The organism is Streptomyces sp. NPDC104307 (assembly GCF_055584045.1).
Map to the genome: position 1 here is coordinate 163,185 of NZ_JBVJMU010000013.1, position 24,341 is coordinate 187,525.

Here is a 24,341-nt window from a genome sequence, read left to right on the forward strand (position 1 = left end):
GGGGTGGCGGCGGACCACTCGCCGCCGGTCCTCAGTCCACCGTCCCGCGCAGCAGCGCGGCGGCCTCCAGCAGCGCGTCCCGGCAGCTGTCCTCGCTGACGCCGGGGACCGCGCAGGCCAGCAGCAGCACCCGGCGGGTGGCACCGGTCACCGCCTGGTGCACGCCGTCGCGGTGCGCGAACTGCGACAGCACGCGCTCCTCGTCGGCGAGGACCAGCCCGCCGGCCTCCAGCGTCACCGGGCCGTCCGCGCCGAGTGCGGTGAACTCCTCCGTACCGTCGGTCAGCCGCAGCCCCACCTCGCCCACGAGCGCGTCCCGGTCGAACAGGCCGAGCGCGACCAGGGTGCGGACCGCCACCGCGTTGACCGCGTCGACGGCCGGGTTGATCCGGGGCCAGGCGCCGAGCGGCTTGGCCCGCAGCCCCCGGTCGACCAGGGCCTGGACAGAGGGCGGGCGCTTGTCGGGGTGGGTGCCGAGCAGCCGGCTCAGCTCCCGGTAGGCGGCGACGTGGGGGGCCGCGCGCACCTCGGCGCGGCTCTTGCCGTTCCACCGGTCGTGGGCCTCGGTCCAGACCGCCTCCGCCGCTGCCGGGCCGGTGACGCCAATGTCCGCCTCCAGGGTCAGTACGTGCACCCCGGGCACCCGCTCGCGGGCCTCCGGCGTCACGTCGACCCTGCGGAAGGTGGGGGTGCCCTGTGCGGTGGCGGTCATCGGGTTCCTCCGGAGAAGGTGAGGGTGTCCAGGGTATGCAGGTTCAAGTCCTCCGCCGTGAGGACGCGTTCGGTGTCGATGAGAATGTTGTAGTGGTTCGGCGCGTGGCACTCGTCAAATCCGGCCACCCGTCCGATCGGCCCGTGCGGGCCCGTCACCACGTCGCCCCGCTCGACCACCGTGCCCGCCCCGAACTCCGCGAAGCCCAGGAACCCCACGTGGTCGACCCGGTCCCCGGTGGTGGTGGGCCGGTCGGTGGTGGTGACCAGTTCGTGTACGTCCCCGGCACGCACGCAGCGCGACTGCCAGGGCGACAGCCGCATGCCCCGGTCGGTGCGCCGGTGGAACAGCAGCTTCACCAGATGGGCCGGTACCGGCTCCTTGGCGGTCATCCGCAGCCGATCCTCCCGGGTGCGGCCGATGGCGTACGCCTCCTCGACCAGGTCGACGATGTGCGGGCCCCGGTCCGGCCCGTCGCGGCCGTCGCGGACCGTGCGGTGGAAGTCGGCCATGATCCCGGCGTACTCGTGGTCGAGGGAGGACTTGAACGCCTGGAATCCGTCCAGCATGTCGGCGTACAGCTGCCGGCCGTCCTTGAGGTGCACGGTGATGTCCTTGCGCTCACCGGTCTCCAGCGCCCAGTCCAGGTCGACCAGGACGGGGATGGAGTCGGCGGTGGCGAGGTGGAGTTCGGCGCAGAACTCGACGCCGGAGCGGACGTCCCCGATCGTGGCGTCCGTCAGGGTGAGCGGGCCGAGGACGGTCTCCAGGGCGTCCAGCGCGTTGGGTCCGTTGTCGATGACGCAGCCCCCGCCGCAGCGGTCGAGGTCCTGGTACCAGCCCTCGCTGCCGCTGTGCTCCTCGATCTTCTCCTGGTAGCGGCTGGTGACGTGCGAGATCTGCGAACGGTCGGCCAACTGGGCGGCCAGTTCCTGTACATGGGTGTTGTAGCGGCGGTGGAAGGCGGTGAACAGGGTGGTGGCGTGCTCCTCGGCCAGCCGCACCAGGTGGTGGGCGTCCTCGGCGCGGACGGTCAGCGGCTTCTCGCAGCAGACGTGCACACCGGCCCGCAGCGCGTCGGCCACGACCGGGGCGTGCGCGTGGTTGGGCAGGGTGACGACCACGCCGTCCACCAGTCCGGATGCGAGGAGTTCGCGGTGGTCGGCGAAGACCTCGGTCCCCGGGGCGAATCCGTCCAGTTTCCGGCGGTCCAGATCGCAGACGGCGGTCAGCCGCAGCTCCGGATCGTCCTCGATGGCCTGAAGGAAGAAGGGGGCGATGACGCCCAGGCCGATCACTCCGATACGCATGACGTTCGGTCCTTTCCGTTTCCCGGGTCGTTGGAGGGGGGCTCAGGCGGCGGGCGCGAGGGCCCGGACGGCCAGCGCGTCGGGCGCCGCCACGGACAGCTGGTCCGCGAGCGCGACCAGTCCGTCGGCCACCGGTCCCGGCAGCTCGACGCCCTCGCGCCGCGACTGCTCGTACCGCGCGGCCTCGGGGGCTCCCGGGTAGGTGACGCCCCGCGTCGCGTATCCGGCGGCCGGGGAGTTCACGACCGTGTCGAGCAGGCGGCGGTTCTCCGCGGCGATGGCGTGCGCCGAGCCGAACGCCGAGGGGTCGATCACGATCGCGGTGTGGCCCACGTTGTCGTCGCCGGCCGGCTCGCCCTTCAGCACGCCGGGCCGGGGGCCGTAGGCGGCGCCGGACAGCGGGCCGCACAACAGGTCCACCAGCAGGGCGAGGCCGAAGCCCTTGGCGCCGCCGGTCGAGGCGGGCCCGCCGAGCCAGGCCACGTCCGCCTCCTCCGCCATGAAGTCGGCCGGGTCGGAGGTCGGGGTGCCGTCGTGCCGGATCAGCCACTCCTGCGGGACCTGCCGCCCCTCCCGGTGGGCGGCCTTGATCTTTCCGGTGGCGACCACCGTGGTGCTCATGTCGAGGACGAACGGCGCGCCCTCGGTCACCGGCACGGCCGCGCTCAGCGGGTTGGTGCCGAGCATCCGCACGGTGCCGCCCAGCGGCGGGGCGACGCCCTGGGCGCCGCAGTTCGTCATCGCCAGGCCGATCAGCCCGGCGGCCGCCGCCTTCTGCGTGTAGTAGCCGGCGCTGCCGAAGTGGGTGCTGTTGCGGACGGCGACCATGCCGATGCCGGTCTGCCGCGCCTTGGCCATGGCGATGTCCATGGCCAGGTCCATGGTGACGAGGCCGAGCCCCCGGTCTCCGTCGAGCAGGGCGGCCCCGGCGGTCTCCTGGACGACGCGCGGTGTCGCGTCGGCGGCTATCCGGCCGTCGAGCAGCCGGGGCGCGTAGATGTTCACGAGCCCGTTGGTGCCGTGGGTGGTGAAGCCGTTCGCGTCGGCGTACGTGATGACGTCGGCGGCGGTGCGCGCCGACTCGGTGTCCAGTCCGCACTCCGTGAGGACGTCGTTGACGAAGGTGGTGAGCTCGGCGAGGGGGACACGGACGGTCATGGCAGTTCCTTTGCGGGTTCGGAGGGGTTGAGGGGGGTGGGTCAGGCGGCGTGGGCGGCGAAGGCGTGCACCAGCTCCTTGATCCGCCGGGCGTAGGTGTCCAGGTCGTCCAGGTGCACGAACTCGTCTGCGGTGTGAGCCCCGTTGGCGTCGAGCCGGCCCGGTCCGCAGGCCACCACGTAGCGGCCGGGGCCCGGCGCCCAGATCGCGTCACAGGTGAACGCGGAGCCGTCGGCCAGTCCGTCGTGCCGGTGGAACCCGGCCTGGTTCAGGACGAGTTCGGCGTCCGCGTCCCGGTTGTTCAGGGTGGGCAGGCCCTGCTTCAGCCAGTCCAGGCGGACGATGCGGCGCCAGTCCTTGACCGTGCGGCGGCTGAACGGGTCATGGGCGTGCAGATGCGCGAACTCGGTCCTGGCCTCCTCGATCAGCACTTCGAGTGAGGCGGCGAGCAGTTCGGCCTGCTCGGTCGTCGGGTAGGCGATGTTGAGCAGCAACTGCCCGCCTCCGTAGACCCGGTTGTGCGCGGTGCCGGTGTGCAGTCCGGAGACGCAGAGCTTGGCTCCCATGCCGTGGGCGAGCGGGCCGAGCCGGCGGGCGAGGAAGTCCGCGAGGAAGCCCAGCAGCACGGTGGCGTTGTGGCCGTCCGCGGGGTGGTCGTCGGTGGAGTCCTGGCCGTCCACCGTGATCCTGGGGGTCATCGCGGCGGTGCAGCCGTCCATGAAGGTGTTGCCGGTGGGCTCCGCGAACACCATCAGTCGCCCGGTGAACCCGGCGTCGACCAGGGCGCGGGTGCCGTACGTGCCCATCGCGCCGCCCTCCTCGCCGGGCACGGAGGCGATCTGGACCTCGATCCGGCCGTCGAGGCCCGGGTCCTCCGCGAAGGCGGCGGCGACCCCGGCCGCGGCGGCGACCCCCGGGCCCTTGTCGTCGACGGCGCCCCGGCCGTACAGGATCCGCCCGTCCAGCCGGGGCGGGACGTGCGGGCCGACCGTGTCCACGTGGAAGTTGACGACCAGGCGGCGCTCCTGCGGCTGCGGCGCCCCGTGGGCGACGACCACCGAGGGCTGCCCGGCCAGGAACGCGGGCAGGTCGCGGGCGGCCGCCTCCCGGACCGGCGCCGGCACCTCGGGGCGCTCCAGGAGTCCGGGCGCGGGTGCCCGGTGCAGTGCGGTGCGGAATCCGCGCTCGGCGGCACCGGCCAGGAAGACCCGCTGTGCGCGGGCCGCCCCGTCCATGGGGCCGCCCTCCAGCGGCGAGACCGAGTCGACGGCCATCAGCTCGGTCAGCCACTCCAGGTCACCGGCGCCGAGGCCGCCGTGGGTGCGGGTCGTGCGGGCCGTCTCAGCCATGGTGGCTGCCCTCCCAGTACATGGGGCTGTCCGTGGATTCGATGAACGCGCGGCTGTCCGTGGTGTCGATGCCGAGCAGCGCGGTGCAGCGCCGGGTGTACTCCCGGTAGCCGTCGGCCAGTGCGGCCGGGTCACCGGCCAGACCGAGGTGCGGGATGCGGGCCAGGTGGGGTTCCAGGCTGTAGAAGCCCCGGTAGCCGTGGCGCTCCAACAGGGCCACGCACTCCGCGACGTGGGCGGTGCCCTCGCCGGGCATCGTGAACTCGGCGTCCGGGCCGGTGCGGACGCCGTCCTTGATGTGCACGTGCTCCACCCACGGCAGCACGCCGCGCAGGAAGTCGAGCGAGTCGTAGCCGTAAGCGAGGCCGTTGCCGGTGTCGAACACCAGCCGCAGCCGGGGGCTCGCGACCTCCTCCAGCATCCGCACCGTGTGCGCGGCGCTCTGCCCGCCCCAGCCCTGGCAGTTCTCGTGCAGCAGGGTCACGCCGAGCTGTTCGGCCTCCCGGGCCAGCGTCTTCATCCGGCGCAGCGACTCGGTGCGCCATTCGCGCTCGGGGCGGCCGTCGTTGGGGTACGACATGACCCGCAGCCGGTCGCTGCCGAGCAGCGCGGCCACCTTGGCGGAGCGCTCCAGGGCCGCCAGTTCGTCGTCCATGGGGGTGGCGACAGTGGTGGACCAGGAGCCCACCGGGGTGTCGACGACGGGCACCCGCAGACCGGCGACGATGGTGCGCCTGGCCAGGTCGGCGGCGTCCCCCGGCTCCAGCTCGTGCAGGCCGAGTCCGTCGACGGTGCGCAACTCGATCGCTTCCATGCCCAGTTCGTGGTGGATGGCCAGCTGCCCCGCCAGGTCGGGGGCGGCCTCGTCCCCGATCCCGCACAGCCGGTCCGCCGTGATGACCAGGTCCTTCGCTACCCGCATCCCGTTCACCTCCCCGCGGTGCAGAAGCGGTTGACGGCGGCCACGACCCGCTCGGCCGCGCCCGGCGCCATGTCCGGGTGCAGCGGCAGCGCGAGCGACTCCCGGGACAGCTGCTCGGCGACGGGGAAGTCACCGGGCCCGTGGCCGAGATACGCGAACGCGGGCTGGAGGTGGAGGGGGCGCGGGTAGTAGACGGCGGTCTCGATGCCCTCCCGCGCCAGCTGGTCACGGAGCTCGTCGCGCTGCTGGGCGCGTACGACGTACGTGTAGACGGAGCGCTCCTCGGATCCGGCGGGCGGCGGCAGCAGGGCCGGGCCGAGCGGGCGCAGCCCCTCCTCGTAGATCGCGGCGATCTCGCGGCGGCGTTCCAGCAGCCGGTCCAGGTGGGGGAGTTTGCGGAGCAGGAAGCCGGCGGTGAGCTCGTCCATCCGGCAGTTGAAGCCGAGCAGCTCGTGGTAGAAGCGCTTGCCGGCGGGCTGGCCGTGGTTGCGCAGCATGCGTGCGGTGCGGGCGAGTTCGTCGTCGTCGGTGACGATCATCCCGGCGTCCCCGATGCCGCCTGCGGGCTTGGCCGGGAAGAAGGAGTACACCCCGGCGTGCCCGTGCCGGCCTGCGGGCCGGCCGTCGACCGTGGCGCCGAGTGCGATCGCGCTGTCCTCGATCAGGTGCAGTCCGCGCCGGGCGGCGAGTTCCGCGAAGGCGCCCATCTTCGGGGAGTTCGAGAACAGGTAGGCCGGGAGCAGCGCCCTGGTGCGTGCGGTGACGGCGGCCTCTGCGGCGGCCGGGTCGAGCAGTCCGGTCTCGTACTCGACGTCCGCGAAGACCGGGCGGGCGGCGCGCAGGGCGACGGTGGAGGCGGTGGAGACGAAGGAGAACGCGGGGGTGACCACCTCGTCGCCGTCCCCGAGGCCGAGCGCGGCCAGGATCACGCTGAGCGCGCCGGTGCCGCTGGCCACCGCGATGGCGTGGGCGGCCCCGGTGCGCGCGGCGATCTCCGACTCCAGGCGCTCGACGCGGGACTTCAGGATGAACTCGTCGCTCTCCGCGACCTCTCGGAAGACCTCCACGATGTCGTCGGCCCAGTCGGCCGAGCGGGCGGGCCAGTCGAAGTAGGGGATGGCAGTGGTCACGAGGCGGCTCCGTAGAAGGCGAGGATCAGGGCGGCGACGCGGTCGGCCTGCTCGTCGGTGAGGTCGGGGTACATCGGCAGCCCCAGGGCCCGGTTCGCGGCGGCGGCCGCGACCGGGACGGGGTGGCGGGAGCCCGGCAGCGGGGCCAGCAGCGGCTGGTCCGTGAGCGGGCGGGGGTAGTACGCCTCGGTGCCGACGCCGTTCGCTTCGAGGTGGGCGGCCAGCTCGTCCCGGCGGTCGCACTCGATGAGGTAGACGTAGTAGACCTGGTTGCTCGGGGTCTTGGCGGGCGCCATCCAGGGGGTCTCCACGGTGCCGGCCAGCGGCGCCAGCAGCCGGTCGTAGCGGGCGGCGAGTTCGGCGCGCCGCTCCGTCTCCTCGCTGAGGCGCTCCAGGCGGTGCAGCAGGAACGCCGCGTGCAGTTCGTCGCAGCGGCTGTTGTAGCCGAGCTCCTGGTAGACGTACGCGCCGTCCGTGGCGTACGCGCCGTCCGTGCCCTGGCCGTGCAGGCGCAGCCGCCGGGCGGCGGCGGCGATCTCGTCGTCGTCGGTGAGCAGCATCCCCGCGTCGCCGAGCGACCCCAGCGTCTTGGTGGGGAAGAAGGAGAGGACGCCACCGCTGCCCCACAGGCCCGCGTGCACCCCGCCGGCCCACATGTCGATGCCCTCGGCGCTGTCCTCCAGCAGGATCAGTCCGTGCCGGTCCGCCAGGTCCTTGAGCACCTCCATGTCGGCCATCTGCGAGAACAGGTGGACCGGCATGATCGCCCTGGTCCGCTCGGTGATCGCGGCCTCGGCGCGCCTCGGGTCCATGGCGTAGCTGCCGGGCAGCACGTCCACCAACACCGGCTGGGCGCCCACGTGCAGGACGGCGGAGGCGGTCGCGAAGAAGGTGTACGCGGGGACGATGACCTCGTCGCCGGGGCCGATGCCCGCCGCCCGGAGCAGGATCACCAGGGCGTCGGTCCCGTTGGCGACGGCCACCGCGTGCCGGGCGCCGGTGCGGGCGGCGATGGCCGCCTCCAGTTCGGCGGTGACCGGGCCCGAGGTGAACCGGCCGGAGGCGGCGACCTCGCGGATGCGGGCCTCAAGGCGGGGCCAGTCGCGGCGGACGGAGGCGGCGCCGCTGAAGAAGGGGACGGCGAGGGGGGCGGCGGTGGCGTCGCTCATCGGGTGGCCGCCTTCAGGGAGGAGATCAGCCCGGTGACGGCCTGGCGGCGGCCGGCCGCGTCCGTGGCCGCGCCGATCGCCTGGAGCAGCGCGCTGCCCACGATCACGCCGTCCGTCTTGCCGTGCAGGGAGGCGACGTGTTCCGGCCGTGAGATGCCGAACCCGACGGCCATCGGGGTGTCCCCGGCCGCCCGCACCCGCTCCAGGTAGGCGTCGATGCCGGGGTCGAGCTCGGAGCGGACCCCGGTGACGCCGTTCGCCGCGAGGACGTAGAGGAAGCCACGGGAGGCGGCGGCGGAGGCCGCCATCCGCTCCGGCGAGCTGCCGGGGGCGGTGAAGAAGGTCTGGCCGAGCTCGGTGGCCTCGGCCTGCGCCAGCCACTCGGCGCCCTCACCGACCGGCAGGTCCGGGACGACGAATCCGTCGGCACCGGCCGACCTGGCGTCGTCGTACAGCTGGGTCAGCCCGTAGCGCAGGAACGGGTTGCAGTACCCCATCAGCACGATCGGCGCCTCCACCCCGGCGGCCCGCGCCTCCGCGACCACGTCGAGGGTGGCGGCGGTGGTGGTGCCGGTGTCCAGGGCGGCCTGTCCGGTGGCCTGGATGACCGGGCCGTCGCCGAGCGGGTCGGAGAACGGGACCCCGAGCTCGATCACGTCGGCGCCCGCGTCCACCGCGGCGGAGATCAGGCCGACGGTCTCGCCGAGGTGCGGGTAGCCGGAGGTGAGGTAGGCGACGAGGGTGGTCTCGTCCTTGGCCCGGTTGTCGGTGAAGGTCTGTTCGAGGCGTTTCATCGGGTGGTCTCCTCACGCTGCTTCAGGGCGGCCATGGCGGAGGTGAGGTCCTTGTCGCCGCGGCCGGAGAGGTTGACGAGGATGGTGCTGCCGGGTGCGGACTCGCGGGCCACCTTCAGGGCGCCGGCCACCGCGTGCGCGGACTCCAGGGCGGGGAGGATGCCCTCCTGCGAGCTGAGCGCGGCGAACGCGTCCAGCGCCTCGTTGTCGGAGGCGGAGATGTACTCGACCTTGCCGGTGTCCTTGTAGTGCGAGTGCTCGGGGCCGACGCCCGCGTAGTCGAGGCCGGGCGCGATGGAGTGGGTGAGCTGGATCTGCCCGTCGTCGTCCTGGAGCAGGTAGGTGCGGGTGCCCTGGAGGACGCCGGGGTCGCCGTAGAGCAGCGGAGCCGCGTGCCCGCCCTCGCCGCCCTTGCCCTCGCCCGCCGCCTGTACGCCGACGAGCCGGACCGGGTCGTCCAGGAAGGCGCTGAACATCCCGGCCGCGTTGGAGCCGCCGCCGACGCAGGCGACGACCGCGTCGGGCAGCCGGTCGTTCTCCGCCAGGAACTGGGCGCGGGCCTCGCGGCCGATGACCGACTGGAAGTTGCGCACGATGGTCGGGAAGGGGTGCGGGCCGACGACCGAGCCGAGCAGGTAGTGCGTGGTGTCGGGGCGGGCGATCCACTCGCGGATCGCCGCGTTGATGGCGTCCTTGAGGGTCGCCGTGCCGAGGTCGACCAGCTCGACGCGGGCGCCGAGCAGCTCCATCCGCTGCACGTTGGGTGCCTGCCGCTCCGCGTCGACCCGGCCCATGTAGATGGTGGCCTCAAGGCCGAGGTAGGCGCAGGCGGCGGCCACGGCGACGCCGTGCTGGCCCGCGCCGGTCTCCGCGATGATCTGCTTCCTGCCCAGGCGGCGGGCGAGCAGCGCCTGCCCGACCGAGTTGTTGATCTTGTGGGCGCCGGTGTGCGTCAGGTCCTCCCGCTTGAGCCACAGCTTGACGCCGTTCTCGGTGACGCCGAGCCGGTGCAGCTCGGTGATCGGGGTGGGCCGTCCGACGAACATCTTGAGCAGCCGGTCGAGCTCCGCGTTGAACTCCGGGTCGACCAGGGCCTTGTGGTACTCCTCCTCCAGTTCCTGGAGCGGGCCCACCAGGGTCTCCGCGACGAACTGTCCGCCGTACTCACCGAATCGGCCGTTCACGAGGCCACCTCCAGAATCGGGACCCCGGTGAAGGACCGCAGCTGGGCGGCGGGGTCGGGGCTGCTGAGCAGGGATTCACCGATCAGCGCGGCGTCGAAGCCGTGCGCCGCGATGCGTTCGATGTCGGGGCGGCCGCCGAGGCCGCTCTCGCTGACGGTCAGTACGCCGCGCGGGATGTCGCGGCGCAGCCTGGCCGAGTTGTCCAGGTCCACCGAGAAGGTCTGCAGGTCCCGGTTGTTGATGCCGATGATGCGGGCCCCGGAGAGCAGCGCCCGGTCCACCTCGTCCTGGGTGAAGGTCTCCACCAGTGCGTCGAGGCCGAGGCCGTGGGCGGTCTGCACCAGGTCGGTCAGCAGGGCGTCACCGACGGCGCGGGCGATGATCAGGACGCCGTCGGCGCCGCTGTCGTGGGCCAGCCGCATCTGCCGGATGTCGACCATGAAGTCCTTGAACAGGACCGGGACGGTGACGTCCGGGTGCTCCGCGACGGTACGGACCAGCTCCGGCGAGCCGCCGAAGAAGGGCGTGTCACCGAGTACGGAGATGGCCGAGGCGCCTCCGTCGATGTACTTCCTGGCGGTGGGGACCGCCTGCGCGGGGTCGAGCAGCTGCCCCTTGGAGGGGGACTTCGGCTTGATCTCGGCGATGACCGAGACCTCGGGACCGCTCAGCGCGGCGGCGAACCGGCCGGGTACGGCGGCCGTCCGGCGGCCCCGGGCCGCCGCGTCGGCTGCCGCCGGGCCGCTCCAGGCGGCGCGTTTGGCGGCGACTATCTCGTCGAGGTGCGTGGCCATCAGAGGCTCTCCCGGGTGATCGTGGTGGCGGGGCCGGCGGGCCCTGCCGAAGTGGGCTGCGCGGCGAGCCGGGCGGCCAGTTCGGCCGGTGCTCCGCGCTGTACGGCGTGGCGGGCGAGGTCGAGCGCGGACGGCAGGTCTGGTGCCTGTCCGGCGAGGTGGAGCACGGCCGCCGCGTTCAGCAGCACCGTGTCGATCAGCGGGCGGGGCGCCGTGCCGGCCAGGACCTGGCGGGCGAGGTCCGCGTTGTGTGCCGGGCCGCCGCCCGCCAGTTCGGCGCGGCCCGCAGGGCGCAGCGGCAGCCCGGCCGGGTCCACGGTGGACTCGGTGACGTCGCCGCCGTCCACCTGGAGCACCCGTGCGGGGCCGGAGGTGGTCAGTTCGTCCATTCCGTCGTAGCCCTGGATGACCCAGGTCCGCCGGTAGCCGAGGAGTGCCGCGGCCTGCGCCATGACCTCCTGGTCCTGCCGGGTCGCGGTGCCGATGAGCCGGCCGGTCAGGGGTACGGGGTTGGCGAGCGGGCCCGACAGGTTGAACAGGGTGCGGAAGCCGAGCCGGCGGCGGACCGGGGCCAGCCGGCGCAGCGCCGGGTGGAGCGCCGGGGAGAAGAGGAACGCGAACCGGTGTCCGGCCAGCAGCTCCCCGATGCGCTCCCCTGCGTCGAGCTCGATGCCCAGGGCCTCCAGCAGGTCGGCGCTCCCGCACTGCGAGGTCGCCGCCCGGTTGCCGGCCTTGGCGACGGTCGCCCCGGCGGAGGCCGCGACCAGCGCGGCCAGCGTGGAGATGTTGACCGAGCCGCTGCCGTCACCACCGGTGCCGACCACATCGACCGCCGGGCCCGTCCAGCCGACCGGCCTGGCCACCGCGAGCACCGCCCGCACCGTTGCCGCCACCAGGACCGGGGTGGCCCCGCCCACCGCGACGGCGGTCAGGAAGGCGGCGGCCTCCACCTCGTCCGTCGTCTCGTCCAGCAGCTCCCGGGCCGCGTCCCCGGCCGCCTGCGCGGAGACCGTCCGGCCCGCGACCGCGTCCCTGGTGACGGCCGGGAGCGCACGGCCGCCGAGCAGGGTGGCCGCCATCAGAGCACCGCCACATTGCGGGCCGCCTCAAGCTTGTTGTGGGTGTCCAGGACGACCGGCGGGATGCCCCACAGCAGGTCCTGCTCCAGCCCGGGGACGGCGGTGACCATGACCGCGGCGTCCAGCTGCGCCAGCTCCGTGACGGCCCACTCGGCGGCGGTGACCGGCTCCCCGTCCACGACGAGGTCCGGGACCAGCGGGTCGTAGTAGGAGACGGTGGCCCCGGCGGCGCGCAGACCGCGGATGACGTCCAGGGCGGGGGCGTTGCGCAGGTCCGCGACGCCGGACTTGTAACTGACCCCGACGACAAGGACCTTGGCGCCGCTCAGCGCGGAGCCGCGGGCCCCGATCAGCTCCGCCAGCCGCTCCACGACCTGGCCGGGCCGCTTCTCGACCCGCTCGAAGGCGGCGGCCACCAGCTTCATGTCGGTGCCGAGGCGGTCGGCGGCCTCGCGCAGGAACAGCGGGTCGACCGGGATGCACTCGCCGCCCACGCCGGGCCCGGGGTAGTGCGGGAGGAACCCGTAGGGCTTGGTGGAGGCGGCGTCGATCACCTCGCGGACCGGTATGTCCAGCTGGCGGCAGAGGTCGGAAAGCTCAAGCGTGAGGCTGATGTTGACCAGTCGGAAGGTGTTCTCGAAGACCTTGGAGAGCTCCGCGACCTCGGTGCGCGAGACCGGCACCACCGTCTCGCAGACCAGCGAGAACAGGGCGGCGGCGCGGCGGGTGCACTCCTCGGTGAGACCGCCCACCACCTTGGGGGTGTTGGTGAGGTTCCAGCCGTTGGTGTTGGCGGGGTCGACCCGCTCCGGGGCCATCGCCATGTGGAAGTCGGTGCCCGGCTCCAGGCCTGTGGCGTCCGCGAGGGCGGCCGCTGCGGCGGCGGTGGTGCCCGGCGGGACGGTGGACTGGAGGATCAGCAGCGTCCCCCGGCGCAGCAGCGGCGCCACCGAGTCCATCGCGGAGTTGACGTAATCCAGGTTGGCCTGCTGGTCTCCGGTGACCGGGGTCGGCACGCAGACAATCAGCACGTCCGAGCCGGCCAGCTCGCCCGGTTCGGTGGTGGCGCTCAACTGCTGGCTCACCGAAGCCAGTTCGGCGTCGCTCACATCCGGCAGATAGGAACTGCCGCGCGCCACCCGGTCGACCCGCTCGGCGTCCGTGTCCAGCCCGCGGACCGGAAGGCCCGCCGTGGCGAAACCGAGACCGAGCGGGAGACCGGTGTAGCCGAGTCCGACGATTCCCACGCGCAGGGTACGGCTCTCGATCTTCTCGTCGAAGACCTGTGCGCCGTCCCGCCCGTGAATCGCGGGAGCGATTACGCCAGTCATTGCAACCATGGGATTCTCCCTCTGAGTGCTATAAATAAAGGCCGTTGGCGTGATCAATTAGGCCAGTGGGCCGGGGGGACCACCCAGACCACTGCGGGGGAGACGGAGCAGACCAGATGGCCTGGTACCTGTCGGTCCAAGTGGACCGAGACTCGGCTGTACCGCTCACCGCACAGCTCCAGAACGCCATCAAGAGCCGGGTCGAGGACCGGGTGCTGCACCCCGGATCACGGTTGCCTTCGAGCCGTCAACTCGCCCTGGACCTGGGGCTTTCGCGCAGTGTGGTGGTCGAGGCCTACGAGCAGCTGATCGCCGAGGGATACCTCGACGCGGTCCGCGGCTCCGGCACCCACGTGGCCCGGAAGCTGCCGGAGAGCGCGGGCGACACCTCGCTGCTGGATTCCCGTCCGGCGACAAGTGCCCGCTGGGACCTGCGGGTAGGCATCGCGAACCTGTCGAATTTCCCGCGCCAGGAGTGGCTCAACTCCTATACGAAGGTGCTCCAGAATGTCGGCCGGGAAGGCATGGACTACCCGCCGGTCGCCGGAATCGCGGAGTTGCGCAATGAACTCTCCGCCTATCTGGGCCGGGTTCGCTCGGTGCACACGGAGCCGGGGCAGGTGATGGTCACCGCGGGCTTCGCCCAGGGCCTCGCGCTGCTGGCCGACTCCTTCCAGCGGCTCGGCATCCATGAACTGGCCATCGAGGAGCCGGGGCACAACGGGCAGCGCCGGTTCATCCTGGACACCGGGATAACCCCGGTGGGGGTGCCGGTGGACGAGGAGGGACTGATCGTCGAGGCGCTGGACCGCTCGGGCGCCCGCGCGGTCCTGGTCACCCCCGCGCACCAGTTCCCGACCGGGGTGATGATGTCGCCGGAGCGCCGGCAACAGCTCCTGGCCTGGGCGCGGGCACGGGACGGCTGGATCATCGAGGACGACTACGACGGCGAGTTCTGGTTCGACCGGGGCGCCAGGCCCACCGCGCTCCAGGAGGGCGACCCGGAGCGGGTGGTGTACGCGGGCACCACCAGCAAGGTGCTGGTCCCCGGCCTGCGGCTGGGCTGGCTGGCGATACCCCCGAAGCTGTACCCGCTGATGGAACGGGTCCGCTCCCGCCAGGACCAGGGCTCCGACACCCTCACCCAGCTGGCCTTCGCCGAGCTGATGCGCAGCGGGCTGCTGGACCGGCACCTGCGCCGGGTCCGCTCCCGCTACCGCTCCCGCCGCGAGGCGCTGGCGGCGGCCGTCCACGAGTCCCTGCCGGAGGCCCGGCTCATCGGCTGCGCGGCCGGTCTGCACAGCTACGCCGTACTGCCCCCCGGCACCGACGAGGCGGCCGTGGTGCACGGCGCCCAGCGCCGCTCGGTGCTGGTCCGCAGCGGCCGGCAGTTCCGGTTCAGCGGGATGCCCGGCGCGCCCGGCCTGCTCCTGGGGTACGGCTCGCTGCCGCTCACCGGCATCTCGGACGCCATCGAGGCGATCGGCGCCTCCTACCGCGAGGCCGCCCGGGGCTGAGGGCCGCGAGGGCCCGCCGCCACCGCTAGGGCCTGTCCGGCGGATCAGGGTCGGATAGGGCGCGGTGTCTGGTGCGGTGCATCGCAAGGCGCCGGAGCGTCTCGATAGCGGAGCTATTGGGGCGTTTCGGCAACGCGGCGAGGTGCCGTGCCAGACACCGTGACCCCGGCCATGATCCGCCGGACAGGCCCTAACGCATCGAGCGGCCGCGCGGGGCGGCGATCAGCTTCTGGGCCAGCGCCTTGTTCACCGCGTCGATGCGCGAGACGGCTTCCAACTTGTCGAAGATATTGCGCAGATGGCGCTTGACGGTGCCTTCCGTGATGCCGAGCCGGGCCGCGATCTGCCGGTTGCTCATTGCCTCCGCTACACACGTCAGCACCTCGCGCTCGCGCGGCGACACCGGCCCGGCGTCCTGCTCCTGGGTCTGGTATCCGCCCGAGGTATAGCCGGAGCGCGGCACCAGGATGGTGATCTGGTCGTCCTCCCGCGCCGCGTTGCGCACCGCGCTGAGCAGCGCCGCGCGCGACACGCTCTTGTGCAGATAGCCCCGGGCGCCCAGCTGCAGCAGTTCGTGCACGAGCGGCTGGTCGTCGTACATGGTGAGGATGATGATGCGCAGGCTCGGAAAACGCTCCAGGAGCCCGCGCACGGCGGCCCTGGGGTGATGGTCCGGCATCTCCACGTCGAGCAGCACCACGTGCGGCTGGTGGCGCTCCACCAGCTCGACGAGACCCCGTCCGCTGCTCGCCTCTGCCACGACCTGGAGGTCGTCCTCCGCGTTGAGCAGTTCGGCCAGCGCGGTGCGCAGCAGGGTGTGGTCGTCGGCCGCGAGGATGCGGATCAGTTCAGGTCGCGCGTTCAACGGAATCACCTGGGAGGTCCATCAGGGGGATCGTGATCGTGACCCGGGTGCCGACGGCATCGGGGGCGCTGGTGAACAGGATTGTTCCGCCGAGGAGTTCGACCCGTTCGGTGGCGGAGGCGATGCCGTTGGCCTTGCCCGCGACGGCGACCGCCGAGACGTCGAACCCCCGGCCGTCGTCCTCGATCAGGGCCTGCAGTTTGTACGGGGCGATGTCGATCGCCGCGAGCACGTGCTCGGCCTCCGCGTGGGCCAGTGAGTTGCGCAGACACTCCCGCACCACGAGGAACACCTCGTCGAGCACGTCCTGCGGGGCCCATTCCTCGCTGCCGTTGACCTGGATGCGCACCTTGGAGGGGGTGATCTCCATCGACTCCAGGAACGCGGTGAACGCCGACTCCAGCGTGCCCTCGCGGTCGGCCCGGCGCAGCTGGGTGACCAGGTCGCGGATGATCCCGAGCGATTCGGTGAGGGTGTCCTTGACGGAGCCGATCCGGGCGGCGACCTCCTCGGGTCTGGACTCCCAGGTCAGTTCGTGCAGCTCTATCCGGCGCAGGGCCAGGCTGACGTGGTTGCCCAGGTGGTCGTGGATCTCGCGGGCGAGCTGCCGCTGGGTGGCGGCGTTGACCTCGCGCACGGTGTTCAGCAGGTAGGTGTCGTGCCCCAGCGCGCCGGCCTCCAGCCGTCTGCCGATGCCCCGTTGCAGGGTGCGCACCCCGGCCTGGAACCCGTCGAACGCGGAGGGCGAGTTCACCATGGCCTTGCCGAGCGCGTCGAAGACGATGTCGAACAGGAGCAGCCCGGCCCGGATGGAGTGCACGGCGTCGATGCCCTGGGTGGCGCGCTCCACCCCCAGCCCCGCGACCTGCTGGATCAGCGTGTCCCGCACGTCGGCCCGGCCGTGCTCCAGGCTGTCCGCGCAGTCCCGGATGATCCGCTCGGCCTGCAGCGCGCACGTATGCCAGGCGCCGTCGCTCGCGACCAAGGGGCTTTTGATCTCTTCGAGCCGGCTCCGGTAGTCGGACAGTAATTCCGGAGTCCGAGCCAGAAGTTGTTCGGCTGTGTCGGATTCAATAAAACCTGAATGCATCATTAAAGAGCCCCCACCCTCACCAGAAACCGACCCTCGGATCATCATCGTACGGTTACGGCATGTCAACACGGCTCCTCCCGTCCCACATCCCGGACTCAGTCTTCCGGCGGCCATGAGAATGCGCTTACTTGGGCCCCGGGCATCGCCGTGGCGACGGATCCGACGTATCCATCGGGGCAGTCCACCGGGTGTACGTACCAGTCGAGCGGATCGCCCGAACGGCGCGCGTGACGCAGCCCGTCCGTTCCCGGCTCGCCGACGGAGACCGAGGTCCGGAGTCCGGTTCCAGCCGCTTTGCCCACGGCTTCAATTGCCGTCCACATTCGGAATCCGGTTATCCGGTCCTTTTTTCCCACCTCGGGCACCCGCCGCCAGTCGAACACCGGGCGGACCCGCTCGACGTCCACCCCGACCGGACCCGGCGGCCCCGTCACACCCACCAGGGCGGCCGCCCCGGAGTGCGACAGGCTGAAGCCGAGGTCCGGCCAGGGCCCGTCCACGAGCACCGGCCGGCCGCGGCCGCAGTCACCGCACACCTCCGGCTCGGGGCAGCGCCGGGTGAAGCGCGGCAGGTCCGGAGGGACGCCGAGGTATCCCGCGAGCACGACGCGCAGCGCGAGATGCGCGCGGCGGTAGCGCCACCGCGCCAGGGGGTGCCGGATCCGCGCCGCACGGGCGCGTTCGGCCAGGTCGAGGACCGCGTCCGCGCCATCGGGCGGGACCCGGTCCAGGGAGACGGACCAGACATGGATCTCGTCCGGCGCAAGGACCGCGCTAGCCGGACTCAAGGACAGGGGCGTAAGGGTATGCATGACGGCTTCCCGGGGTCGGAAATGGACCAGGGCTGCCAACGGCCCGTTACGGGAAGCGGGGTGCCGGAAAGGACGGCGCCCGCCTGCTCACCAGCGAAGCGCTGGGGCGGGGCGGGCGGGGGGTCCACTTCGGCGGCGGTCCGGCGTACCAGAAGGGCGCAGCCGCCTCCCGGCCGGGGAGAACGGTCCGGGCGGACGGGACACCGGGCGCGGGGTGCGGGACCTGGGATTATTCGGAATCCGACCCACCGGTCTTGCGTACCTCTTTAGTGGTAGCCATGGCTCATTTGCGGAACAGTCAGGGCGGACCGCTAATGCCTAGGCTCCTGGACATGCCTACGGCGACGATACGGCCACTGCCTGTGACTGCACCCAGTGGTCCGAAGCACGGAATTCCTCGAACTCCTCAGACTCCTCGAATTACTCGAACCAGTCGGATCGCTCGGACTTCCCGGATTCTTCGGCTCTGCGTAGAAGAATCGCGCCCCGCCGTCCTGGCGGCATTTCAGCTCCGCTATTTCGCCGGCACAGCCCTGGCGATCGCGTCCGTCCCGGAGATCAGCAGCCGCTCCCTACTCCAGGCGGTATTCGGTTCCGTCGCGTGGTTCGGCGCCATCTTCTACACGTACCTCTACAACGGGTGCATGGACTACCGGGAGGACCAGGTCAACGGCTCGGCCCGGCCGATAGCGAGCGGCCGGCTCTCCCGCCGCACCGCGCTGACCGTGGCACGCTGCTCCGCCGCCGCCGCGCTGCTGTTCGCCGCGGCCGCCGGCCTCGGCCCGCTGGTGCTGTGCACGGCCATGCTGCTCCTCGGGCACGCCTACTCCTCGCCGCGCACCGCCTGGAAGAACCGGACACCGACCGTGATGGGCGTGGTGTTCGTGTCCGGGCTGCTCACCTACGCCGCCGGTCCGCTCACCCTCGGCGGCCGGCCCCAGTCCCCGGCGCTGCTCCTGACGGCCCTCGCCATGTCCCTGTGGATGGCACTGGTCGGGGCGGTGGCCAAGGACTTCTCCGACATCGCGGGCGACGCCGCGGCGGGCCGCCGGACATGGGCGGTCGCGCTGGGCGAACGCCGCACCCGGGTCCTGGTCGCGCTGGGCGCCTGCACCGTCGGCGGCGGCTTCACCGCCGGAGCGCTGCGCTGGGCCCCGGAGCAGCTGCCGACCGCGTGCGTGGTGCTGGTGGGCGGGCTCGCGCTGTCCGCCGTGACGCTCATGGGCCGCGCCACCGACAGCCGCCACCAACGGCGGCGCCCGTACCGCTACTTCATGGTCACGCAGCACTGCGCGCATCTGGCGCTGCTCGCCCAGGCACTCGCCTGACCGGCCCGATCAACCCCGGCCGGCGGCGCCCGACAGCGGCCCGGCCATTCGGTTCAACACCCGTCCCCGCCCCGGGAACACAAAGGAACACCGCCCCCGTTCCAAAGGCACATTCACCCACCACTCAAGTGCAACATACCGACCGTACAGGGCGGTTGAGGTGATTTCATCACCGGAGAAAGCAACGGATCGCAAAAATGTGGTCCGGACCGCGGACTCCGGGAATGAAAGTGTCGCCGACGCCGGTGGAGAAATACTCGCGTAACGGTGGAGCGGAACGCGCTCCTCACCGTGTGTCAGCACCACGCCCGGCCGCAGGAAGGAGACGGAAGACGATGACGAGCACCCGACTGGCACTCACATTCCCCGGCCAGGGAGCCCAGCGTCCCGGTATGGGCCTGCCCTGGACCCACACCCCCGGCTGGTCAGTGGTGGCGGAGGTCTCCGAGGCCGCGGGCCGGGACATCGAGACCCTGCTGCTGGACGCCGACACGGCGACGCTGCGGCGTACCGACAACGCCCAGCTGACCACCTTCACCCTGGCGCTGGTCGCCATGACGGAACTGCGCCGCCAGCACCCCCTGGCCACCTTCCCCGGTGCCTGCGCCGGACACAGCCTGGGCGAGTACTCCGCGCTCGTCGCCGCCGGAATCCTGGACCCGCAGGACGCGGTGCGCCTGATCATGGCGCGCGGCGACGCGATGCGGACGGCCTGCGAACGCACCGAGGGCACCATGGCCGCGGTCCTCGGCCTGGACACGGAACGGGTCCAGCAGGTCGTCGACGAGATCCACGCGACGGGCGGGCAGGTGTGGCCGGCCAACCTCAACTCCCCGCAGCAGACGGTCATCGCGGGCCGGGCGGCCGACGTGGAGCGCTGCTCGCAGGCGGCGCGACGGGCCGGGGCGGTGAAGGTGGTGGCGCTGACGGTGGACGGCGCCTTCCACACCCCGCTGATGGCCGGGGCGGTCGAGCCCTTCACGGCGGCCCTGGCCACGGCCCGCTTCATGCCCGGCCACTCCGCGGTCGTCGCCAACGTGGACGCCCGCGCCTACCGGGGCGGCCCGCACTGGGCGGAGCTGCTGCGCCGCCAGCTCACGGCACCGGTCCGCTGGTCGGACACGCTCCACACGCTCACCGCCGAGCTGGCCTGCGACCGCCTCATGGAGATCGGTCCGGGCCGCACCCTGACGGGCCTGGCCAAGGCCACCGTCCCCCGGGTACCGCGCGACACGTTCTCGGACCCGAGGACCTCCCTGGTCCCCACCCCCGCCGTCTGAGAACAACCGGGTGACGAACAACCGGGTGACGAAGCGAAGGGCCGCTGGAAACTCCCAGCGGCCCTTCGCTTCGTCCGGTCAGCGACCACCCGGTCCGGTCAGCCGCCGAGCAGTGCGCGCACCCGGTCCGCCCCGACCGCCAGCAGCAGCGTGGGCAGGCGCGGCCCGGTGTCCCGGCTGACGAGCAGCCGGTACAGCAGCGCGAAGAACGAGCGCTGCGCGATCTTCAGCTCGGGCGTCGGCTTGGCGTCGGGCTCCAGGCCGGCCAGCGTCTTCGGCACGCCGTAGACGAGCGTGGTCAGCCCGTCCAGCGACCAGTGCGAGTCGAGCCCGTCCAGCAGCAGCCGCAGGGAGGCGCGGCCCTCGTCGTCGAGCGAGCCGAGCAGCTCCTTGTCCGGCTGGTCCCGGACGATGGTGCGGGCCTCGGCCGGGACCTGGGTGGTGATCCAGTTCTCGGCCCGGTCAAGCCGGGGCCTGGCCTCGTCCAGCGAGGTCAGCGGGGACGAGGGGTCCAGCTCGCTGAGGATGCGCAGCGTCTGGTCCTCGGCCCCGGCGGTGATGTCCGCGACCGAGGCGAGGGTGCGGTACGGCAGCGGGTGCGGGGTGCGCGGCAGCTCACCGGCGGCCGTCCCGATCGCGCGGGCGTGCGCCGCGGCGTCCGCAGGCAGCACGGAGCCGTCGGCGACCTTGCGCTCCAGCGAGTCCCACTCGTCGTAGAGCCGCTGGATCTCCTGGTCGAAGGCGATCTTGAAGGACTGGTTGGGCCTGCGGCGGGCGTACAGCCAGCGCAGCAGCGGCGCCTCCATGATCTTCAGCGCGTCGGCCGGGGTCGGCACACCGCCCTTGGAGGAGGACATCTTCGCCATGCCGGAGATCCCGACGAACGCGTACATCGGACCGATCGGCTGCACCCCGTCGAAGATCTCGCGGACGATCTGCCCGCCGACGACGAACGAGGACCCGGGCGAGGAGTGGTCGACGCCACTCGGCTCGAAGATCACGCCCTCGAACGCCCAGCGCATCGGCCAGTCGACCTTCCAGACCAGCTTGCCCCGGTTGAACTCCTTGAGCCGGACCGTCTCCGCGAAGCCGCAGGCCGAGCAGGTGTAGTTCAGCTCGGTGCTCTCGTCGTCGTACGACGTGACGGTGGTCAGGTCCTTCTCGCAGTTGCCGCAGTAGGGCTTGTACGGGAAGTACCCGGCCGAGCCGCCGCTGCCGTCGTCCTCGCTCGCCGCGCCGGAGCCCGCCTCGGCCTCCAGCTCGGCCTCGTCGGCCTTCTTCTGCTGCGGCTTCTTGCCCTTGGCTCCCGCGGCCCCGTCCTTCTTGGTGCGGTAGCGGTCCAGGACGGCGTCGATGTCGGCGCGGTGCCGCATCGCGTGCAGGATCTGCTCGCGGTACGTCCCCGCCAGGTACTGCTCCGTCTGACTGATTCCGTCGTACTCGACGCCCAGCTCGTCCAGCGAGGCCAGCATGGCGGCCTTGAAGTGCTCGGCCCAGTTCGGATACGCGGAACCGGCCGGGGCGGGCACCGAGGTCAGCGGCTTGCCGATGTGCTCGGCCCACGACTCGTCGATCCCCGGGACACCGTTCGGCACCTTGCGATAGCGGTCGTAGTCGTCCCAGGAGATCAGGTGCCGGACGGTGTGCCCGCGGCGGCGGATCTCGTCGGCGACCAGGTGCGGGGTCATCACCTCGCGGAGGTTGCCCAGGTGGATCGGGCCCGACGGGGAGAGGCCGGAGGCGACGACGACCGGTTTGCCAGGCGCACGACGCTCCGATTCGGCGATGACCTCGTCCGCGAAGCGGGAGACCCAGTCGGTCTCGGTGCTGCTCTGACTCTGAGCCACGGTCGGCACGTCCTTCTCTCTTGTAGGACTCATGGGGGCAGCGGCCATTCTCCCAGGTACCACCCACAGCGCGAAAACGGCTTTGCACCCCGTGGGATACTTGGGCTCATCCCCTGTACTCCTACGGAAACGGCAGCCAGCTCATGGCCTCGGTCAATTCCCTCGCTTCCACGCTCCAGCAGCAGCTGGCGGACGCCCTGACGGCAGCCCTGCCGGATGCCGGTACCGCGGACCCGCTGCTGCGCCGAAGCGACCGGGCCGACTTCCAGGCCAACGGCATCCTGGCCCTCGCCAAGAAGCTCAAGGGCAACCCGCGCGAGCTGGCCGCCCAGGTCACGGCCGCCCTCCCGGCGAGCGAGCTGATCAAGGACATCGAGGTCTCGGGACCCGGCTTCCTGAACATCACGCTCTCGGACAGGGCGATCACCGAGACGCTCGCCGCCCGTGCGGCGGACGGCGAGGACCGGCTCGGCGTCCCGTACAACAGCGCCGCGGGCACCACCGTCATCGACTACGCCCAGCCGAACGTCGCCAAGGAGATGCACGTCGGTCACCTGCGGTCCGCCGTGATCGGTGACGCGATGGTCCAGATCCTGGAGTTCACCGGCGAGTCCGTCGTCCGGCGCCACCACATCGGGGACTGGGGCACCCAGTTCGGCATGCTCATCCAGTACCTGATCGAGCACCCGCACGAGCTGGACCACAAGGACGACGAAGCGGGACAGGCCGACGGCGAGGCCGCCATGTCGTCGCTGAACCGGCTGTACAAGGCCTCCCGGGCGCTCTTCGACTCCGACGAGGAGTTCAAGGCCCGCTCGCGGGACCGGGTGGTCGCGCTCCAGGCCGGTGAGCCGGAGACGCTCGCCATGTGGCAGCGGTTCGTCGACGAGTCGAAGATCTACTTCTACTCCGTCTTCGACAAGCTCGACATGGAGATCGCCGACCCCGACATCGTCGGCGAGTCCGGCTACAACGACATGCTGGAGGAGACCTGCCGGATCCTGGAGGAGACGGGCGTCGCCGTCCGCTCCGAGGGTGCGCTCTGCGTCTTCTTCGACGACGTGCTCGGCCCTGACGGCAACCAGGTCCCGCTGATCGTCAAGAAGACGAACGGTGGCTACGGCTACGCGGCCACCGACCTCTCCGCGATCCGCGACCGGGTGCGGAACCTCAAGGCGGACAGCCTGCTGTACGTGGTGGACGTGCGGCAGTCCCTGCACTTCAAGATGGTCTTCGAGACGGCCCGCCGGGCGGGCTGGCTGAGCGACGGCGTGAAGGCGCACCAGCTGGCGTTCGGCACCGTCCTGGGCAAGGACGGCAAGCCGTTCAAGACCCGTGAGGGTGTCACGGTCAAGCTGGAGGACCTCCTCGACGAGGCGGTCGAGCGGGCGACGGCCGTGGTCCGGGAGAAGGCCGAGAAGGTCGGCCTGTCCGAGGAGGAGATCGTCGAGAACGGCCGGTACGTCGGCATCGGCGCCGTGAAGTACGCCGACCTGTCGACCTCCGCCGTGCGGGACTACAAGTTCGACCTGGACCAGATGGTGTCGCTGCACGGCGACACGTCCGTCTACCTCCAGTACGCGTACGCGCGTGTCCGGTCGATCCTGCGCAAGGCCGGCGAGGCGAAGCCGGTCGCGCACCCGGAGCTGGAGCTGGCCCCGGCCGAGCGGGCGCTCGGTCTGCACCTGGACCAGTTCGGTGAGGTGCTGTCCGAGGTCGCGGCGGGCTACGAGCCGCACAAGCTGGCCGCGTACCTCTACCAGCTGGCCTCGCTCTACACGACGTTCTACGACCAGTGCCACGTACTGAGCGAGGACAACCCGGCCGAGGTCGTGGAGAACCGGCTGTTCCTCTGCGACATCACCGCCCGCACCCTGCACCGGGGCATGGCGCTGCTCGGCATCAGGACCCCCGAGCGGCTCTGATCGCGTTTCCCGGCGCGCGTAGGGCCGCCGACACCTCCTGACCGGAGTGCTGGAGGCGCCGTGGCGTCCCCCGCTCCCGGTCAGGAGCTTGGGGGACGCACAGCAGGAGTGACGGGCACTTAGCCGAAAATCGATTACGGACAGTTATTCGACGAGGGCGCATTCGCCGCGCAGAGTCACCACTGCCGCGCTACCGGGCGCGCAGTCGTACTACTCGGGCCGCCCGAGCGCCCACCCGGACACGTCGGACAGCCGCCCGCGCCACAGCGGCAGCCGCAGCGGAGCCGTACCGCCGAAGACGAGCGTGGCATCGCGCAGATGGATCCACCGGGGCAGCTGCTGGCTGTCCTCACCGGCACGGAGCTCCTGGATGCCCTGGTCCACCGTCTCCGGGAACTCCGCGATGAGGTTGGCGCCCTCGCCCTCGACCTGCCGCAGACTCCTGGACCACTCGGCCTTCCAGGCCTCGTGCCCGATCACGTCACCGTGCAGCACACCGGCCGGGATGGTCAGCGTGAGCGGCAGACCGGAGCGGGTCTCCCGGTCGAGGAGCTGGATCAGCAGCTGGAGCTGGAGATCGGGCACCGCCTCGGTGATCACCGCGGTCGAGTCCGGTGCGAGCTCGACGGACTCGTTCATGGGCTTGTTCCCTTCGCAGCACGGTCAGGTCCCGGTCACCTGCCCCGAGGAAGCCGCCGCACGCCTCGGAACAGCCGGCCACCCGTACGGACCAATTGCGGAT

Annotated in this window: 21 protein-coding genes; 4 read left to right on the forward strand and 17 right to left on the reverse strand. The window is 71.8% G+C overall.

Annotation, left to right across the window (positions count from 1 at the left end):
- Positions 1-31 precede the first annotated feature (31 nt).
- Genes ACZ601_RS28085 through ACZ601_RS28140 form a run of 12 tightly spaced genes read right to left on the reverse strand, consistent with a single transcriptional unit; the run spans position 32 to position 12,932 of the window.
- Entirely contained in the window at positions 32-712 is a 681-nt protein-coding gene (locus tag ACZ601_RS28085) for a phenylalanine--tRNA ligase beta subunit-related protein (RefSeq protein WP_469543029.1), read from the reverse strand.
- A complete protein-coding gene (locus ACZ601_RS28090) occupies positions 709-2,022 on the reverse strand; it encodes a Gfo/Idh/MocA family protein (protein ID WP_469543032.1) in 1,314 nt (437 codons plus the stop codon). Before ACZ601_RS28090 ends, ACZ601_RS28085 begins: the two co-directional genes overlap by 4 nt.
- A 42-nt stretch (positions 2,023-2,064) precedes the next feature.
- Positions 2,065-3,180 carry an Ldh family oxidoreductase gene (locus tag ACZ601_RS28095; RefSeq protein WP_469543035.1) on the reverse strand — a complete coding sequence of 372 codons (1,116 nt, stop codon included), beginning with the start codon at positions 3,178-3,180 and terminating at the stop codon, positions 2,065-2,067.
- Between the two features lie 41 nt (positions 3,181-3,221).
- Positions 3,222-4,529: a M20/M25/M40 family metallo-hydrolase gene (locus tag ACZ601_RS28100; RefSeq protein ID WP_440573286.1), complete on the reverse strand. Its 1,308-nt coding sequence runs from the start codon at positions 4,527-4,529 to the stop codon at positions 3,222-3,224.
- Positions 4,522-5,451, reverse strand: a complete 930-nt coding sequence (locus ACZ601_RS28105; protein WP_469543039.1) for a sugar phosphate isomerase/epimerase family protein — start codon at positions 5,449-5,451, stop codon at positions 4,522-4,524. Before ACZ601_RS28105 ends, ACZ601_RS28100 begins: the two co-directional genes overlap by 8 nt.
- 5 nt (positions 5,452-5,456) lie before the next feature.
- Positions 5,457-6,581, reverse strand: coding sequence for a DegT/DnrJ/EryC1/StrS family aminotransferase (locus ACZ601_RS28110; protein ID WP_469543041.1), 1,125 nt, complete (start codon positions 6,579-6,581; stop codon positions 5,457-5,459).
- Complete coding sequence (locus ACZ601_RS28115) at positions 6,578-7,750, reverse strand: DegT/DnrJ/EryC1/StrS family aminotransferase (RefSeq protein ID WP_469543044.1); 1,173 nt, start codon at positions 7,748-7,750, stop codon at positions 6,578-6,580. Before ACZ601_RS28115 ends, ACZ601_RS28110 begins: the two co-directional genes overlap by 4 nt.
- Positions 7,747-8,544: a tryptophan synthase subunit alpha gene (gene trpA, locus ACZ601_RS28120; RefSeq protein ID WP_469543047.1), complete on the reverse strand. Its 798-nt coding sequence runs from the start codon at positions 8,542-8,544 to the stop codon at positions 7,747-7,749. The genes ACZ601_RS28115 and trpA overlap by 4 nt, the downstream gene beginning before the upstream one ends.
- Complete coding sequence (gene trpB, locus ACZ601_RS28125) at positions 8,541-9,728, reverse strand: tryptophan synthase subunit beta (RefSeq protein ID WP_469543050.1); 1,188 nt, start codon at positions 9,726-9,728, stop codon at positions 8,541-8,543. Before trpB ends, trpA begins: the two co-directional genes overlap by 4 nt.
- Positions 9,725-10,522 (reverse strand): indole-3-glycerol phosphate synthase TrpC, encoded by a 798-nt coding sequence (locus ACZ601_RS28130; protein ID WP_440573280.1) that lies wholly within the window; start codon positions 10,520-10,522, stop codon positions 9,725-9,727. Before ACZ601_RS28130 ends, trpB begins: the two co-directional genes overlap by 4 nt.
- Complete coding sequence (gene trpD / locus ACZ601_RS28135) at positions 10,522-11,601, reverse strand: anthranilate phosphoribosyltransferase (RefSeq protein WP_469543053.1); 1,080 nt, start codon at positions 11,599-11,601, stop codon at positions 10,522-10,524. The genes ACZ601_RS28130 and trpD overlap by 1 nt, the downstream gene beginning before the upstream one ends.
- Entirely contained in the window at positions 11,601-12,932 is a 1,332-nt protein-coding gene (locus ACZ601_RS28140; protein WP_440573278.1) for a nucleotide sugar dehydrogenase, read from the reverse strand. The genes trpD and ACZ601_RS28140 overlap by 1 nt, the downstream gene beginning before the upstream one ends.
- A 116-nt stretch (positions 12,933-13,048) precedes the next feature.
- Here ACZ601_RS28140 and pdxR point away from each other — a divergent pair, with 116 nt between their 5' ends.
- Positions 13,049-14,449: a MocR-like pyridoxine biosynthesis transcription factor PdxR gene (gene pdxR / locus ACZ601_RS28145; RefSeq protein WP_440573277.1), complete on the forward strand. Its 1,401-nt coding sequence runs from the start codon at positions 13,049-13,051 to the stop codon at positions 14,447-14,449.
- Positions 14,450-14,639: 190 nt separating this feature from the next.
- On the opposite strand, the gene ACZ601_RS28150 is transcribed toward pdxR, so the two are convergent.
- From ACZ601_RS28150 to ACZ601_RS28160, 3 genes are all read right to left on the reverse strand, one after another.
- Positions 14,640-15,314 (reverse strand): response regulator, encoded by a 675-nt coding sequence (locus tag ACZ601_RS28150; protein WP_073737121.1) that lies wholly within the window; start codon positions 15,312-15,314, stop codon positions 14,640-14,642.
- A complete protein-coding gene (locus ACZ601_RS28155) occupies positions 15,298-16,299 on the reverse strand; it encodes a sensor histidine kinase (RefSeq protein ID WP_469543057.1) in 1,002 nt (333 codons plus the stop codon). Before ACZ601_RS28155 ends, ACZ601_RS28150 begins: the two co-directional genes overlap by 17 nt.
- Before the next feature lie 203 nt (positions 16,300-16,502).
- A complete protein-coding gene (locus ACZ601_RS28160) occupies positions 16,503-17,195 on the reverse strand; it encodes a 4'-phosphopantetheinyl transferase family protein (protein WP_469543060.1) in 693 nt (230 codons plus the stop codon).
- Between the two features lie 356 nt (positions 17,196-17,551).
- Between ACZ601_RS28160 and ACZ601_RS28165 the strand changes: the two genes are divergently transcribed.
- Both ACZ601_RS28165 and ACZ601_RS28170 read left to right on the forward strand, forming a co-directional pair.
- Positions 17,552-18,547, forward strand: a complete 996-nt coding sequence (locus ACZ601_RS28165; RefSeq protein WP_469543063.1) for a UbiA family prenyltransferase — start codon at positions 17,552-17,554, stop codon at positions 18,545-18,547.
- Between the two features lie 335 nt (positions 18,548-18,882).
- Complete coding sequence (locus ACZ601_RS28170; protein WP_469543066.1) at positions 18,883-19,827, forward strand: ACP S-malonyltransferase; 945 nt, start codon at positions 18,883-18,885, stop codon at positions 19,825-19,827.
- Between the two features lie 98 nt (positions 19,828-19,925).
- Here ACZ601_RS28170 and lysS read toward each other — a convergent pair whose 3' ends face one another.
- Positions 19,926-21,683, reverse strand: coding sequence for a lysine--tRNA ligase (lysS, locus tag ACZ601_RS28175; protein ID WP_469543192.1), 1,758 nt, complete (start codon positions 21,681-21,683; stop codon positions 19,926-19,928).
- 134 nt (positions 21,684-21,817) lie between these two features.
- On the opposite strand from lysS, the gene argS reads away from it, so the two are divergent.
- Positions 21,818-23,599 (forward strand): arginine--tRNA ligase, encoded by a 1,782-nt coding sequence (gene argS / locus ACZ601_RS28180; protein WP_469543069.1) that lies wholly within the window; start codon positions 21,818-21,820, stop codon positions 23,597-23,599.
- Positions 23,600-23,809: 210 nt separating this feature from the next.
- On the opposite strand, the gene ACZ601_RS28185 is transcribed toward argS, so the two are convergent.
- Positions 23,810-24,238 carry a hypothetical protein gene (locus tag ACZ601_RS28185; protein ID WP_440573271.1) on the reverse strand — a complete coding sequence of 143 codons (429 nt, stop codon included), beginning with the start codon at positions 24,236-24,238 and terminating at the stop codon, positions 23,810-23,812.
- Positions 24,239-24,341 lie beyond the last annotated feature (103 nt).

Excerpts from the sequence above, each read along its gene's own strand:
- ACZ601_RS28140 (WP_440573278.1), bottom strand. The coding sequence starts at position 12,932 with ATGACTGGCGTAATCGCTCCCGCGATTCACGGGCGGGACGGCGCACAG.
- ACZ601_RS28115 (WP_469543044.1), bottom strand. The coding sequence starts at position 7,750 with ATGAGCGACGCCACCGCCGCCCCCCTCGCCGTCCCCTTCTTCAGCGGC.
- ACZ601_RS28130 (WP_440573280.1), bottom strand. The coding sequence starts at position 10,522 with ATGGCCACGCACCTCGACGAGATAGTCGCCGCCAAACGCGCCGCCTGG.
- pdxR (WP_440573277.1), top strand. The coding sequence starts at position 13,049 with ATGGCCTGGTACCTGTCGGTCCAAGTGGACCGAGACTCGGCTGTACCG.
- ACZ601_RS28095 (WP_469543035.1), bottom strand. The coding sequence starts at position 3,180 with ATGACCGTCCGTGTCCCCCTCGCCGAGCTCACCACCTTCGTCAACGAC.
- ACZ601_RS28100 (WP_440573286.1), bottom strand. The coding sequence starts at position 4,529 with ATGGCTGAGACGGCCCGCACGACCCGCACCCACGGCGGCCTCGGCGCC.
- ACZ601_RS28185 (WP_440573271.1), bottom strand. The coding sequence starts at position 24,238 with ATGAACGAGTCCGTCGAGCTCGCACCGGACTCGACCGCGGTGATCACC.
- ACZ601_RS28170 (WP_469543066.1), top strand. The coding sequence starts at position 18,883 with ATGACGAGCACCCGACTGGCACTCACATTCCCCGGCCAGGGAGCCCAG.
- trpA (WP_469543047.1), bottom strand. The coding sequence starts at position 8,544 with ATGAAACGCCTCGAACAGACCTTCACCGACAACCGGGCCAAGGACGAG.
- ACZ601_RS28085 (WP_469543029.1), bottom strand. The coding sequence starts at position 712 with ATGACCGCCACCGCACAGGGCACCCCCACCTTCCGCAGGGTCGACGTG.
- argS (WP_469543069.1), top strand. The coding sequence starts at position 21,818 with ATGGCCTCGGTCAATTCCCTCGCTTCCACGCTCCAGCAGCAGCTGGCG.
- trpD (WP_469543053.1), bottom strand. The coding sequence starts at position 11,601 with ATGGCGGCCACCCTGCTCGGCGGCCGTGCGCTCCCGGCCGTCACCAGG.
- ACZ601_RS28105 (WP_469543039.1), bottom strand. The coding sequence starts at position 5,451 with ATGCGGGTAGCGAAGGACCTGGTCATCACGGCGGACCGGCTGTGCGGG.
- ACZ601_RS28165 (WP_469543063.1), top strand. The coding sequence starts at position 17,552 with ATGCCTACGGCGACGATACGGCCACTGCCTGTGACTGCACCCAGTGGT.
- ACZ601_RS28090 (WP_469543032.1), bottom strand. The coding sequence starts at position 2,022 with ATGCGTATCGGAGTGATCGGCCTGGGCGTCATCGCCCCCTTCTTCCTT.